The sequence below is a fragment of the Pseudarthrobacter sp. AG30 genome (assembly GCF_003116525.1).
In the GTDB taxonomy this organism is placed as follows: domain Bacteria; phylum Actinomycetota; class Actinomycetes; order Actinomycetales; family Micrococcaceae; genus Arthrobacter.
Genome location: NZ_QEHL01000001.1, coordinates 152,837 through 166,290, shown reverse-complemented (window position 1 = coordinate 166,290; position 13,454 = coordinate 152,837). Strand labels below are relative to the sequence as shown.

Here is a 13,454-nt window from a genome sequence, read left to right as displayed (position 1 = left end):
AACGAATCCTCCGGCGCCGCCCGGCGTCCTCCGTTAAGCCTCCGCGTCCGGCTCCGGCGCCTCGGTAAGGAGCAGTGCCGTCCCGCCGTAGGCCGGCAGTTCGAGGAAGAAGCTGTGCAGGTCGTCCACCTGCCCCACCGTCTCGCCGCTGAAGAGGTCCTTGACGTTCGCCCCGGAGGGCAGCTCGTTGGACTGGATGCTGCCGGCGATGTCCTGCCCGGAGAAGTTGAGCGCCGTGACCTGCAAGGCGCCGTCCTGGAGCCGGTTGACCAGCACCAGTGCCCCGCGGTTGGAGACCTCGGGGACATCGAGCAACGTGCCCGTGGCAATCCCGTTATCCTCACGGACGGCAAGGATCCGCTGCAGCCTGCGCGCGAACGAGTTCGCATCCTGAAGCTGCTCCGGCAGCGTGCCGTACAGGCTGCGCGCCCGCGGCATGCCCGCCGAGGACGTGGTGGCGTCCGGGCTGGTCCCCATGAGGTCGTGCGCGCCGCGGTTGATCCAGCGGGTGTCGCCCTGGGAGGTGAGTTCCCGGACGCTGCTCCGGTCCAGGGCCAGGATGCCCGTGAGATCCCAGCCGGAGAGGGCGAAGACTCCCGGCTGCAGCGCGTTGTACATGGCCAGGAGGATGTGGACGTCCCGGATCTGTGCCTCCTGCTCCGGGGTCACGGCGTCCGGATCCTGGATGCCCAGGGCGGCCATGATGAAGCTGACGGTGGTGCAGGCGATGCCGTTGGTGGTGAAGACGGCGTTGTACGATCCGTTCTCACCGGTCAGCCGGTCCCGCAGGGTCTGCTGGACCTGCTCGGCGAGCTGCGCGCCGGTGAGTTCCTCACCGTTGAGTTCGAACATCTCCTCCCGGTGCCCGGCGGCGAAGTGCAGGAGCTCGTAGGTCAGTTCGTCATGGTTCTGCAGGGCGTGGACCAGGGACGCCTGGTCCACTCCGATCTCCATGGACAGGCGCAGCGTCAGGCGCAGGAATTCGGTGTCCGCGGTGACAAGGGCGTAGTGGTACGCGGGGCGGGTGATGAAGTCGTACGACAGGTCGGGACCCGATTCGGAGGTTGCCTTGATGTCGTCGATGGTGAGGTTCAGTTCCTGGAAGGAGAACCCGCCCACCTTGCGGATCATGGATCCGATCAGCTGGTTGGCGGCCTCGGACAGCGGGTGGCCCTCGGACCAGCCGGGCTGTTCCTCGGCGCTCTTTTCCACGCCCAGGAACCCGTTGGCGTCAAGGCGGAGCGCCCCGGTGCCCAGGTCCACCAGGGAGTGCAGGGCGTCGCCCACCACCAGCCGCATCCCGGCGAAGGTGGGGTCCAGCCAGTTGATGGAGGGCTGCCCGGCCTTGAAGTAGTGCAGGTAGACCCAGCGGCGGGTCTTGCCGGTGGTGTCCACGATGGGCCGGGTGGCGCTCCAGTTGGTTTCCTTCACCCCGGGTTCGTAGAAGATGACGCGCTGGAGCCTGCCGATGATGTACCCGGCTTTCTGCAGCGCCTGTTCAGAATCAGGGCTGAGGTTGACCGAATCTGCCCCCTCCGGGACATCGGGCAGGAGGTTCCAGTCCTCCTCCGGAATGTCCACCATGTGGTAGATCCCGGGGTAGTCGCGGAAGTTCATTTCGGCCAACCGGAAGTCGGCGCCCTTGCCGGTGTGGCCCGGGACGATGTCGTCAATGACCGTGCCGCCGTGCTCGGCAGCGACCTCGCACATGCTGCGGAACTCTTCTTCGGTGCCGAAGACCGGATCGATCGCCATGCTGATCCGGTCGAAGTGCCCGTCAACACTGGGCGTGTGCGACCAGCCGCTGATGCCGCCGGCCAGTTTCACCGGCCCGGTGTGGATGCCGCGGATGCCGATCTCGCGGAAGGCTTCCCACATGGCCTTGTCTCCCAGGGCGGACAGGAAGGACCGGCCCGGCTCGGTGATGAAGGACAGCGGGTAAGCGGTGAACCAGACAGGGGCGCGTTCGACGGCGGCCCGGGGGTTCGGATGCGCGTACGAGTTCTGCCACATGCTGGCCTGGCCGGACAATTGCCGGGCCAGGACGTTGGCGTCACCGAGCATGGCCTGGTTGCGCAGCCAATCCACGTACGCAGCGTTCCGGCCGTCGAATTCGAAGGAGGGCCTGTTGCCCACGAATTGGCGCCGCCTCGCGACGGGCCGCAGCGCTTTTGGCCGGGCGGCGAAGAACTGTTCGTCGAAAGTGACTTCCAGGTCCGCTGCCGGCTCCGTGGCGGCTGCCTCCCCTTCCCCGACTCCGGCGGTGTTATCCGCATCCGAAACGCGCTCGCTGGTCCCCGGCTCCCGCATAAGCTCCTCTTTCCACTGCTCGTCTCCGTGCTGGCATGGATGCTCCGTAGACCCTTGCCCGTGGAAAGGTACCCAGCCGGACAGGGAGTATTCGGTGTTCCCTCTCCCGATGCTACTGGGCGGCGCAACCGGTGGGGGGAACAAACCTGCCGGGCTGGCGGATGCCTTGTCCGATCTGCCGGCCGATGTCGCGGCCGATCCGGGTGAGCAGGGCGGCGGACAGCATGGGGTCCTTGGCGGTATCCCGGCTGGTGTAGTCGGCCAGGGCGTAGACCTGCGTCAGGGACAGGTCCGCCCAACGTTCCCGCGGGAGCAGGGAGCGGCCCGCGACTGCAATGAGGGTGCGGGTGCCGGAGCGCCGGGCCACCGCGGCGGGCAGCTTGCCGGCGAGGGTCTGCGCGTCGATGCTGCCTTCGCCCGTGATGACGACGTCGCAGCCGTCCTTGCGGGCATCGAAGCCCAGCAGGTCAAGGAAGAAGTCCGCACCGGAGACCTGGCGCGCGCCCAGGAGCAGGCAGGCGAACCCGATTCCCCCGGCGCTGCCGGCTCCGTCATGCCGTGCCAGGCCGGCCGCGGCGCCAAACCCCGCGTCCGCCATCCTGCCCACGAAATGTTCCAGCCCGGCGTCGAGGGCGGCGACATCCGCCGGGCCGGCGCCTTTTTGCGGCCCGAAGACGGCCGCTGCCCTGGCCGGTCCGGTGAGGGGATTGGAGACGTCGCTGGCGACCACCAGTTCCGTCCCTGCCAGGCCTGGCAGGAGGGATCCCCGGACGGCGTGGATCCGGCCGAGTGCGTGGCCGGTCCCCGGCAGTTCCGTGCCGTCGGCCGCGAGGAAGGCGTATCCCAGGGCGGACAGCATTCCCATGCCGCCGTCGGTGCTGGCGCTGCCGCCCAAGGCCAGGACGATCCGCGCGGGCGACAGGCCCAAGGCGAACCGGACCGCCTCACCGAAACCGCGGCTGGATGCATTAAGGGCATCCAGGGAGCCGTCCGCTAGGAGCGCGATCCCGCAGGTGTTGGCGACTTCCACGACGGCGGTGACGCCGTCGAAAGCGATGGACGACCGGACCGTTTGCCCCGTGGGGCCCGTGACGGTGCAGGCGTGCCGGGCGAAGCCGGCCGAGACGGCCGCGTCCACGCTGCCGTCCCCGCCGTCGGCCAGCGGAAGCAGCTCGCATTCGATGGTCCGGGCGGCCCCGGCGGTGGACCGGAGCCCGGCCGCCAGGGCGTGTGCCACCTCGCCTGCGGTGAGGCTGCCCTTGAATTTGTCAGGTGCGATCAGGGCGCGGACCGTGGTGTTGGCGGGCATGTCAGGCGGTTTCGGAGTAGGCGGGACTGCGGGCAGGCAGGGAAGGTTCGACGCCGGCAGTACTTTCCTGGAGGGCAGGCTCCTTGTGGGGGTGGGCGCCTGAACCGTCGGCGGCCTCGTGGTGGCCCTGCGCCGGGACGGGAAGCGGGTCCACGGCTTCGCCGGCGAAGACGCGGCGCACACGGTCGGCGTCGAGGGTGGAGTCCCACCAGGCGATAAACAGGGTGGCCACGGCGTTACCGGTGAAGTTGACCAGTGCCCGGCATTCTGACATGAACTTATCGATGCCGAAGATCAGCATGATTCCGGCGGCGGGGATGGTCCCGATGGTGGCCAGGGTGGCGGTAAGGGCGATGAAGCCGCCGCCGGCGACTCCTGCCGCGCCCTTGGAGGTGAGCAGCATGACCGCGAGCAGGCCCAGCTGCTGGCCAATGCTTAGGTGGGTGTTGGTGGCCTGGGCAATGTAGAGGGCGGCCAAAGACAGGTAGATGGCGGCGCCGTCCAGGTTGAAGCTGTAGCCGGTGGGGACCACCAGGCCGACCGTTTCCTTCTTGACACCGGCATTCTCAAGCTTGCGCATCAGGCCTGGAAGGGCGGGCTCGGCGGTGGAGGTGCCAAGGATGAGCATGTATTCCTCCTTGAGGTGCCGGATCATGGTGAAGATGTTCAGCTTAAGGAATGCCATGACCGAGCCGAGGACCACCACGACGAAGAGGATGGATGTGGCATAGAACAAGGCGATCAGGCCGCCCATGCTGGTGAGCGATGAGACGCCGTACTTGCCCACGGCAAAGGCCATGGCGCCGAAGGCTCCCAGGGGCGCAGCTTTCATGATGAAGCCGAGGATCTTGAACATGACACCGGTGAGTCGCTGCACCCCGTCAAGGACCGGGGCGCCCACCTTACCCATGGCATTCAGGGCGATCCCGAAGACCACCGCGATGAAGATGATTTGCAGGATGTCGCCAACCACGAAGGGCTGGACCACGCTGGTGGGGATGATGTTGGTGATGAACTGCCACCATTCCTGGTGCTGGCCCGCATCGATCAGCTTGGCGGCCGAGTCCGAGGTCTTGATGGCGCCCGGATCGGCGTTCACGCCTTCGCCGAGCCGGAAGACGTTGATGGCTACCAGGCCGAATGCCAGGGCGCAGATGGTGCCAACCTGGAAGTAGGTCAGCGCCTTCAGCCCGGTCATGCCCACCTTTTTCAGGTCGGCCACGCTGGCGATGCCGCCGACGATCGTGAGGAACACGATGGGCCCGATGAGCATTTTCATCGCGTTGACGAAAGTGGTGCCGATCGGCTCCATGGCGATACCGGTTGCCGGGGCGAGCCAGCCGACCAGGATGCCGATGACGATCGCCGTCAATACCCAAAAGTACAACTGGCGGTACCACCGGGTTTTCGGAGCCGCTGTCGTAGCCGCGGCGGTGCTGGTGTGGTCCATGATTCCTACCTCGTTGTTGGAATGTCGCTGGAGGATGTTCTGAAGAGATTGGTGCGGGGCGGCCGGCGGTACTGCTTCACCGCCCGCCCCGTGCTTGGAATCGGCGACCGGATGGCGGCGCCGGAGGTTAATGCGTGCCTAGACCGCTGCCGGAGTGAGCGTCAGGGCCTTGATGATGGCGTCGGTGACGTCCCCGGTGTTTGCCTTGCCCCCCACGTCGCGGGTCAGGTGGCCGGCGCCGGTGGCCGCTTCGATGGCGGCTTCCACCTGGCGGGCTTCCGCGTGCAGGCCGAAGTGGTCCAGCATCAGGGCGGCGCTGGCGATGGCGCCGATCGGGTTGCTGATGCCCTGGCCGGCGATGTCCGGTGCGGAGCCGTGGACGGGTTCGAACATGGACGGGAAGCGGCGCTCCGGGTTCAGGTTGGCGCTGGCCGCCAGGCCCAGGCTGCCGGCCAGCGCCGAGCCGAGGTCGGAGAGGATGTCGGCGTTCAGGTTGGAGGCGACGACGACGGAGAGGTCCTCGGGCTTGAGGATGAACTTGGCGCTCATGGCATCCACCAGGACGCTTTCGGTCTGGACGTCCGGGTAGTCCAGGGCGACGCGGTTGAAGACCTCGTCCCAGAGGACCATCCCGTACTGCTGCGCGTTGGACTTGGTGACCGAGGAAACCTTCTTGACGGCCCGGGTCCGGGCCAGGTCGAAGGCGAACCGCATGATGCGCTCGCAGCCCTTCTCGGTGAACAGGGCGGTCTGCAGCGCCACCTCATTGCCGGGTCCGCGCCCACTGAGGTTCCGGCCGCCGAGGCCGGCGTATTCACCCTCGCTGTTCTCGCGGACCACCACCCAGTCCAATTCGGTGGTGTCGGCCTTGCGGAGCGGGGACTGCACGCCGGGGAGGAACTTCACCGGGCGGATGTTGGCCCACTGGTCGAAGTTCTGGGTGATGTTCAGGCGCAGGCCCCAGAGGCTGATGTGGTCCGGGACGTTTTCCCAGCCGACGGCGCCGAAGTAGATGGCGTCGAAGTCCTTCAGGGCGTCCAGGCCCTTGGGGTCCATCATCTGGCCGGTCCTGGCGTAGTACTCGCTGCCCCAAGGGAACTCGGTCCAGTCGAAGGCAAACTTTCCGTTCGAGTGTTCGGCCAGGGCGTCCAGGACTCGGCGGCCTGCGGACACCACTTCCTTGCCCACGCCGTCGGCCGGGATCGAAGCGATGCTGAATGTCTGGTTGGCGCTCATGTGCCTACCTCCTCGTTGAGTGTGGGCAGTGTGCGGGTGTCACCCCGGTCACGCTGTTTTCTTCCTCTTCAAGTAGACGGGCGCAGCGGGTTGGGCGTCCAAGACCAAGATTCGATCCTGCTGATAGGAAGGGCCTATCAACGATGGGTGGCTATTCCGCGTGGTCCTTGGCCACCTGCAAGAAGGCGCGCGCCGCTGGCGTGAGGTCGTCCTTGCGGCTCAGGATGGCCACCTCCAGGTGGGAAACCGGCTCAATGAGGAGCGTGCGCAAGCCGGCCTTCCCGGCGGTCGGGGCCCACGAGGAAGGCATCACCGCGTGCCCCACCCCTGCCAGCACGAGGGGCAGGACCGAGGTGCGGTGGGCCACTTCCACGACGATCTCGGCATTGACCCCGCGCGCCAGGGCGTCATCCACCAGCCAGCGCATCAGGGAGCCCCGCTGGCTGGCGATGAGCCGGTGCCCGTTCAGGTCCTCGCGCGCGATGGCCTTTCCCGGGCCAAAGGTGTCTGCCTGCGGATTGACGATCAGGATCAGCGGCTGGCGCTCCAGCCCAAGCACTTCCACCCCGGGCACCCGGATGGCGGTGGCAGAACCGGCCAGCCCGATCTCGGTGCTGCCGTTGCGCACCGACTCGATGACCTCCTCCGGCGTGAAGGCTGCCTCCACGTTCAGCCTCACCGACGGATAGGACCGGGTGAACGCTGCGATCATGGAAGTCAGCGGTTCGATTCCGGGCGAGGGCATGGTGACGATGTCCAGCTGCCCGCTGCGGACGCCGCGCAACGCCTGAACCGCGGATTGCGCAGCGTCCAGGTCCCGCATCACCAGCCGGGCCGGCCCCACCAGCTCCCTGCCGGCGTCGCTGAGGACGGCGCGGCGGCCAATCCGGTGGAACAGCGGAACACCCAGTTCCCTTTCCAGGCCCGCGATGGTCTGGGACAGTGAGGGCTGGGCGATCAGCAGGTGTTCGGCCGCGCGGTTGAACCCGCCGTGGTCCACCACCGCCAGGAAATATTTCAGCTTCCGGGTGTCCAAACGGGGCTCCTCTCCGGCCGGACCTGTGCTGCGGTGCAGCTGTTGCCGTACAGGGACCCTATCAGCGAACAATTTCTTCCTCTTTTTGGCTTATTCCTGCTGCCACTCCCGCCAGGGCCCGGTTCGGACGTATTCTGGGAACCAGGTTTTGTAGTAAGCCGAAGCGCTTCGAACAGGGCTGGAACATGGCGGCTGAACCTTCGGGGCAGGTTGGCTGGGGGCTGCTTCCTGTTACCCCGGAGCCGGTCTTCGACAACAAGGATGTCGAAACCTTCCTCCGGGAAGTCACCCATGACTTTATGAGCGAGATCAAGGGTGAACGCCGCGGTATCGGCTGGGCCGCCACGCTTTTCCGCCTGGGCCAGGGACGCACGCTTGCGGCCAGCGCGGAGCAGGCGCGGGAGGCGGACCGGGAACAGTGCTCGTTTGCCGACGGGCCCCTCATGGAGGCCATGCGCACCGAGGAATTCGTCCTGGTATCCGATCTCAGCCGTGACCGGCGCTGGCCCGGTTACGCGAGTGCGGCGTCGGGCCATGGGGTGCAGTCGATGCTCTCCGTTCCCATCATGTCTGAAGGCGGGACGAGTGCCGCCATCACCTTCTACGCGGGCGTGCCGCACGCGTTTACCAGCGATGACCTGGTCAGGATTCAGGGCTTTGTGCGCCAGATGGCCCGGGCCCTTCGCCTCGTGTTCCGCGTGGCCGAGAGAGCCGAAGCGACGGCCGGCCTCGCCGTCGTCCAAAGCTCCCTGGTCCTGGTGGACCTGGCCGTGCGCAGCCTTTCCAGCGAATACGGCCTCAGCAGGGAGGCCGCGCTGCTTTTCCTGCAGACGCAGGCACTGCACCATGAGCTTGACCTGCGGGACGCGGCCCTGAACGTCGTGGCCCCGGGGACCGGCCGGGACCGGAGCGGCGCAACGCCGTCCGCGTTGCGGCAGGAAGCGTACGACGGCGTCGCGGAGCTTCCGCGCCCGTCGGCGGCGGGGCGGGGCTTTCCAACCGGAAAGCAACCCCGCAGGAACGCTGCGGTGAAGACGGAAACCCCGCCTCCCGCAGAAGGGAGGACAGCATGACCATCCAGAAGCAGGAGCCGCGCCTCATCGCGGACAGCCCGGACGGCCACCCCTGGCGCCGGTTCGTTGCCCTGGGAGACTCCTACACCGAAGGAATCGGCGACCCGGAACCGCTCAGCCTGGGCGGCCTTCGGGGCTGGGCGGACCGTGTGGCCGAGGAGCTGGCGTCCGGCCGTCCCGACTTTGCGTACGCCAACCTGGCCATCCGGGGACTGCTGCTGCGGCAGATCCTCGACGGTCAACTGGCCGCGGCGCTGTCCTTGAAGCCGGACCTTGTCGCCATTGCCGCCGGTGGCAACGACATCATCTTCAGGCATGGCGATCCGGACAAACTGGCCGGGAAGCTGGACCATGCCATCGGCACGCTCGCAGCCACCGGTGCCACCGTGCTTCTTTTTGCGGGCCCGGACTGGGGCAACACACCGGTGTTCGGCAAGATCCGCGGCCGCGTGGCCATCTACAACGAGCACCTGCACACCATCGGGGCCAGGCACCACGCCATCATGGTTGACCTGTGGTGCCTGCCCGAGCTTCAGCACGCGTCAATGTGGGACCCGGACCGGCTGCATCTGTCGCCGCTGGGCCACCACGCCGTGGCCGCGGCAACCCTTGATGCGCTGGGAGTGGAGCATGCGCTCAAGCCGTTGCAGCCGAAGCCGCTGCCGGCCCACGGGTGGACGCAGGCCCGGGCGGAGGACCTGGTGTGGGCGCGGCAATATTTCATGCCGTGGGTGCTCAAGCAGTTGCGGCCCCGCCAGGCCGACGCGCTGGCGGCCAAGCGGCCGCAGCCCGGCCCGGTCTTCGGCCAAGGCCTGCCCGGTCCCTTCCCGCCGGGACACCCGGCCAAGGGACCGGCGATGGGCCCCGGCACGGCAGCCGGCGGCCCGGATGGGAGGGCGGACCGGGTGGCCTGACGCCGGTCCGGGTCAGCGTTTCCTGGGCGTCCGCTTCGAGGCTGCATTCATGGCAGCCTTGACGGCCGGCGGCAGTCCCGTCTGCTCGGTTTCGGGTTCGGCCGCTGTTCCCCGCGCCTTGGCGATGGCGCGCATGCCGTGGTAGATCACCAGTGCGGCTGCCGAGCCCAGCGCGATGCCGGTGAACTTGAGGTCGCCGATGGTCCAGGTGTAGTCGGCGATGCCGATGATCAGGGCCACTGCGGCAGTGGTCAGGTTGACCGGGTTGGAGAAGTTCACCTTGTTCTGGACCCAGATCTTCACGCCCAGGATGCCGATCATGCCGTACAGCATCGTGGCGGCGCCGCCCAGCACGCCTGCCGGGACGGTGGCGATCAGTTCGCCGAACTTCGGCGAGAAGCTGAGCAGGATGGCGAACATGCCCGCTACCCAGTAGGCCGCCGTCGAATACACCTTGGTGGCCGCCATGACGCCGATGTTCTCCGCGTACGTGGTGGTGCCCGATCCGCCGCCCAGGCCGGCCAGCACGGTGGCAGCACCGTCTGCCATCAGCGCGCGTCCGGAGACGCCGTCGAGGTTCTGTCCTGTCATGGCGGCAACGGACTTCACGTGGCCGATGTTCTCTGCCACCAGCACCAGGACCACCGGGACGAACAGGCCCAGGACGCCGATGTGGAACTCGGGGGTCTGGAAATGCGGCAGCCCAACCCAGGCTGCGGCGTCCATCTTGTCGTACTTCACCTCGCCGCGGAGCATGGCCACCAGGTAGCCCACCACAACGCCAACCAGGATGCTGAGCCGGCCCAGGATTCCGCGGAACAGGACGCTGACCAGGATGATGGTGACCAGTGTGATGAGGGCCGTAATCGGGGCGGCGTCGAAGTTCTGCTTGGCGGCGGGGGCAAGGTTCAGTCCGATCAGTGCCACGATGGCACCCGTGACGATGGGCGGCATCAACCGGTTGATCCAGCCGGCGCCGAACTTCTGCACCACGGCCCCCACCAGGGCCAGGGTGGCGCCGGCAAGCACCACGCCGCCCAGGGCGCCGGGGATGCCGAACTGCGCCTGCGAGGCGGTGATGGGTGCAATGAAGGCAAAGCTTGAACCCAGGTAGCTGGGCACCCGGCCCTTGGTGACCACCAGGAACAGCAGCGTGCCGATCCCCGAAAAGAACAGCGTGGTGGCGGGCGGCATCCCGGTGATGATGGGAACCAGGAAGGTGGCGCCGAACATGGCCACCACGTGCTGCATGCCCACGCCGATGGTCAGGGGCCACGCCAGCCGCTCATCCGGGGCCACCACCTGGCCGGGCTTGATGGTTTTGCCGGTGCCGTGCAGCTTCCATTTGATTCCGAGCATGCTCATGGGAAGGAATGCCTTTCAGGGGGGTGCCGCGAGGGGGCGAAGATCAACTCGCTCCAGAATACCGCCAAGTGTTTGTGCGGGCCCGCTGTGGCCAAGGTCACCCGGCGTCACGGGAAGAGGAGGAAAGCAGTTGAAGTTGCAACTATGGAAAGCATCAGAGGCCACCCCGGCAGGCGGGCGGCGCAGCGAAAGGTAAGCGAATGACCATTGCCCACGAAGAAGCGGTTATCGATTCGGCAGCCGTGGACGCCATCTTTGCCCAGGCCCGCACCGCCAACTCCTTCACCGGCGAGGTGACCGAGGAGCAGGCCCAGGCCATCTACGAACTGACCAAGTTCGGGCCCACCGCCTTCAACTCCCAGCCGCTGCGCGTCACGTACGTCCGCTCGCCCGAAGCCCGCGCCACCCTGGTGGATGCGCTGTCCCGCGGCAACCAGGCCAAGACCGCGTCGGCTCCGCTGGTGGCCATCCTTAGCTATGACACCGACTGGGCGGGCAAGTGGGACAGCTTCCTGCCCGGCTACAACGCCCCCAAGGCCATGTACGATGCCGATCCCGAGCTCGCCGCCGCGACGGGCAACAACAACGCCCACCTGCAGGCCGGCTACTTCATCCTGGCCGTCCGCTCACTCGGTTTCGCCGCAGGACCGATGACCGGCGCCGACTTCAAGGCCATCGACGCCGCCTTCTTCCCGGCCGGTGACCAGAAGAGCTTCCTGGTGGTCAACATCGGCCAGCCCGGCGAGGAAGCCTGGGGCGAGGCGAAGCCCAAGTACTCCTACGACGACGCCGTCCGCACCGTCTGACGCCACGGCACGTTCCGCGGCTAAACCACGAACGCCCCATCACTTGGTGATGGGGCGTTCGTGCTTAAGCTGCGGGGCTTCCGGTCAGGCGATGACGCTGTCCACCAGCGCCTTGGCCTCGGCCTGCACCTGCTTGAGGTGTTCCTCACCCTTGAAGGACTCGGCATAGATCTTGTACACGTCCTCGGTGCCGGACGGGCGGGCAGCGAACCAGGCGTTCTCGGTGACCACTTTCAGGCCGCCGATGGCAGCGCCGTTGCCGGGTGCCTCGGTGAGCTTGGCGGTGATCGCCTCCCCGGCCAGTTCGGTGGCCGTGACGTCAGCGGCGGAGAGCTTCCCCAGCTTGGACTTCTGCTCACGCGTGGCGGCTGCGTCAATGCGGGCGTAGACGGGAGCGCCGAACTGGTCCGTCAACCCCTTGTACAGCTGTGACGGCGACTTCCCGGTCACGGCGGTGATCTCGGAGGCCAGCAGCGCCAGCAGGATTCCGTCCTTGTCGGTGGTCCACACGCTGCCGTCCATTTTGTTGAAGGATGCGCCGGCGGATTCCTCGCCGCCGAACGCGCCTTCACCGGAGAGCAAACCGGGGACAAACCATTTGAAGCCCACCGGGACTTCCACCAACTTGCGGCCCAGGCTCTCCGCCACCCGGTCGATGATCGAGGAGGACACGAGGGTCTTGCCCACCACGGATTCGGGGTTCCAGCCGCTGCGGTTGCGGTAGAGGTAGTCGATGGCGACCGCGAGGTAGTGGTTCGGGTTCATCAGGCCGCCGTCGGGGGTGACGATCCCGTGGCGGTCGGCGTCGGCGTCGTTGCCGGTGGCGACATCGAAGGGCACGGACCCGTCGGCACCCACCGACATCCGGCTGATCAGGGAGGCCATGGCGGACGGCGACGAGCAGTCCATCCGGATCTTCTCGTCCCAGTCCAGGGTCATGAAGGCCCACTGCGGGTCCACGGTGGGGTTGACGACGGTGAGGTTCAGGTGGTGCCGTTCGGCGATCTCGCCCCAGTAGTCCACGGACGCCCCGCCCATGGGATCGGCGCCGATCCGGACTCCGGCCTCGCGGATGGCGTCCAGGTTCAGGACGGACGGAAGGTCATCCACGTAGCTGCTCAGGAAGTCGAACTTGCCGGTAGTGTCCGCGGCCTGCGCGTCGGCCAGCGGGATCCTCTTGACGCCGCGCAGTCCGTTCTCCAGCAGTTCGTTGGCACGGTTGGCAATCCAGCCGGTGGCGTCCGAGTCCGCGGGTCCGCCGTGCGGCGGGTTGTACTTGAAGCCGCCATCGGCCGGCGGGTTGTGGCTGGGGGTCACCACAATGCCGTCAGCCTGCGGGGCGCCGGGCGCGGCCTTCCGGTTGTATGTGAGGATGGCGTGGCTCAAGGCCGGGGTGGGGGTGTAGCCGTGGCGGGCGTCCACCAGGACGTGGACGCCGTTGGCGGCCAGCACCTCCAAGGCGGAGTTCTGCGCCGGTTCGCTCAGGGCATGGGTGTCCTTGGCCAGGAACAGTGGGCCGGTGACACCCTGCGCCGTCCGGTATTCCACGATCGCCTGGGTGATGGCCACGATGTGCTGCTCATTGAAGGACGCTTTGAGACTGGAGCCCCGGTGTCCGGAGGTGCCGAACACCACGCGCTGGCCGGGATCACCCAGGTCCGGCGCGATGTCGTAATACGCATCAAGGAGCGCAGTGATGTCAACAAGGTCCTGGGGTTGGGCAACTGTACCCGCGCGGCTAGCCATGGGACCAGCATGCCAGAACCTGGCGGGAGTCAAAACGAATTGCCCAGGATCCGGACGCTGTGACACGCAATGACGTCACCAACCAAGTAGTGCACCTGAGTACAGCGCCGTGAAAGTACCTATATACCGGCCCTTCAGCGCCCTGCTATTTTCAAGAAAATTCCAGGCACGCAAGCGAAAGCAACGGACGACGGCGGGACCCGCCGATC

At 67.0% G+C, this 13,454-nt stretch carries 10 protein-coding genes; 3 read left to right on the top strand and 7 right to left on the bottom strand.

The window, feature by feature from the left end:
* Positions 1–33: 33 nt before the first annotated feature.
* The 5 genes from treS to DC347_RS00765 form a co-directional block, all read right to left on the bottom strand.
* Positions 34–2,310, bottom strand: a complete 2,277-nt coding sequence (gene treS, locus DC347_RS00785) for a maltose alpha-D-glucosyltransferase (RefSeq protein ID WP_109044094.1) — start codon at positions 2,308–2,310, stop codon at positions 34–36.
* A gap of 112 nt (positions 2,311–2,422) precedes the next feature.
* Positions 2,423–3,619 (bottom strand): glycerate kinase, encoded by a 1,197-nt coding sequence (locus DC347_RS00780; protein ID WP_109044093.1) that lies wholly within the window; start codon positions 3,617–3,619, stop codon positions 2,423–2,425.
* A 1-nt stretch (position 3,620) separates the two neighbouring features.
* Entirely contained in the window at positions 3,621–5,069 is a 1,449-nt protein-coding gene (gene dctA, locus DC347_RS00775) for a C4-dicarboxylate transporter DctA (RefSeq protein ID WP_240617656.1), read from the bottom strand.
* A 138-nt stretch (positions 5,070–5,207) separates the two neighbouring features.
* Positions 5,208–6,305, bottom strand: coding sequence for a tartrate dehydrogenase (locus DC347_RS00770; RefSeq protein ID WP_109044092.1), 1,098 nt, complete (start codon positions 6,303–6,305; stop codon positions 5,208–5,210).
* A gap of 151 nt (positions 6,306–6,456) precedes the next feature.
* Positions 6,457–7,341, bottom strand: coding sequence for a LysR family transcriptional regulator (locus tag DC347_RS00765; RefSeq protein ID WP_109044091.1), 885 nt, complete (start codon positions 7,339–7,341; stop codon positions 6,457–6,459).
* Between the two features lie 185 nt (positions 7,342–7,526).
* Here DC347_RS00765 and DC347_RS00760 point away from each other — a divergent pair, with 185 nt between their 5' ends.
* On the top strand, positions 7,527–8,414 hold the full coding sequence (locus DC347_RS00760; RefSeq protein ID WP_018762692.1) for a GAF domain-containing protein: 888 nt from the start codon (positions 7,527–7,529) through the stop codon (positions 8,412–8,414).
* The gene (locus DC347_RS00755; RefSeq protein ID WP_109044090.1) at positions 8,411–9,328 is read left to right on the top strand and encodes an SGNH/GDSL hydrolase family protein; all 918 of its coding nucleotides are present in this window, start codon (positions 8,411–8,413) and stop codon (positions 9,326–9,328) included. Before DC347_RS00760 ends, DC347_RS00755 begins: the two co-directional genes overlap by 4 nt.
* Before the next feature lie 12 nt (positions 9,329–9,340).
* On the opposite strand, the gene DC347_RS00750 is transcribed toward DC347_RS00755, so the two are convergent.
* Entirely contained in the window at positions 9,341–10,693 is a 1,353-nt protein-coding gene (locus DC347_RS00750) for a uracil-xanthine permease family protein (RefSeq protein ID WP_109044089.1), read from the bottom strand.
* Positions 10,694–10,893: 200 nt separating this feature from the next.
* Between DC347_RS00750 and DC347_RS00745 the strand changes: the two genes are divergently transcribed.
* Positions 10,894–11,499, top strand: coding sequence for a malonic semialdehyde reductase (locus DC347_RS00745; protein WP_109044088.1), 606 nt, complete (start codon positions 10,894–10,896; stop codon positions 11,497–11,499).
* 84 nt (positions 11,500–11,583) lie between these two features.
* Here the strand turns inward: DC347_RS00745 and pgm are convergent, their stop codons facing one another.
* Positions 11,584–13,245, bottom strand: coding sequence for a phosphoglucomutase (alpha-D-glucose-1,6-bisphosphate-dependent) (pgm, locus tag DC347_RS00740; protein ID WP_109044087.1), 1,662 nt, complete (start codon positions 13,243–13,245; stop codon positions 11,584–11,586).
* Positions 13,246–13,454 lie beyond the last annotated feature (209 nt).

Excerpts from the sequence above, each read along its gene's own strand:
- DC347_RS00770 (WP_109044092.1), bottom strand. The coding sequence starts at position 6,305 with ATGAGCGCCAACCAGACATTCAGCATCGCTTCGATCCCGGCCGACGGC.
- treS (WP_109044094.1), bottom strand. The coding sequence starts at position 2,310 with ATGCGGGAGCCGGGGACCAGCGAGCGCGTTTCGGATGCGGATAACACC.
- dctA (WP_240617656.1), bottom strand. The coding sequence starts at position 5,069 with ATGGACCACACCAGCACCGCCGCGGCTACGACAGCGGCTCCGAAAACC.
- DC347_RS00755 (WP_109044090.1), top strand. The coding sequence starts at position 8,411 with ATGACCATCCAGAAGCAGGAGCCGCGCCTCATCGCGGACAGCCCGGAC.
- DC347_RS00780 (WP_109044093.1), bottom strand. The coding sequence starts at position 3,619 with ATGCCCGCCAACACCACGGTCCGCGCCCTGATCGCACCTGACAAATTC.
- DC347_RS00750 (WP_109044089.1), bottom strand. The coding sequence starts at position 10,693 with ATGAGCATGCTCGGAATCAAATGGAAGCTGCACGGCACCGGCAAAACC.
- pgm (WP_109044087.1), bottom strand. The coding sequence starts at position 13,245 with ATGGCTAGCCGCGCGGGTACAGTTGCCCAACCCCAGGACCTTGTTGAC.
- DC347_RS00745 (WP_109044088.1), top strand. The coding sequence starts at position 10,894 with ATGACCATTGCCCACGAAGAAGCGGTTATCGATTCGGCAGCCGTGGAC.
- DC347_RS00760 (WP_018762692.1), top strand. The coding sequence starts at position 7,527 with ATGGCGGCTGAACCTTCGGGGCAGGTTGGCTGGGGGCTGCTTCCTGTT.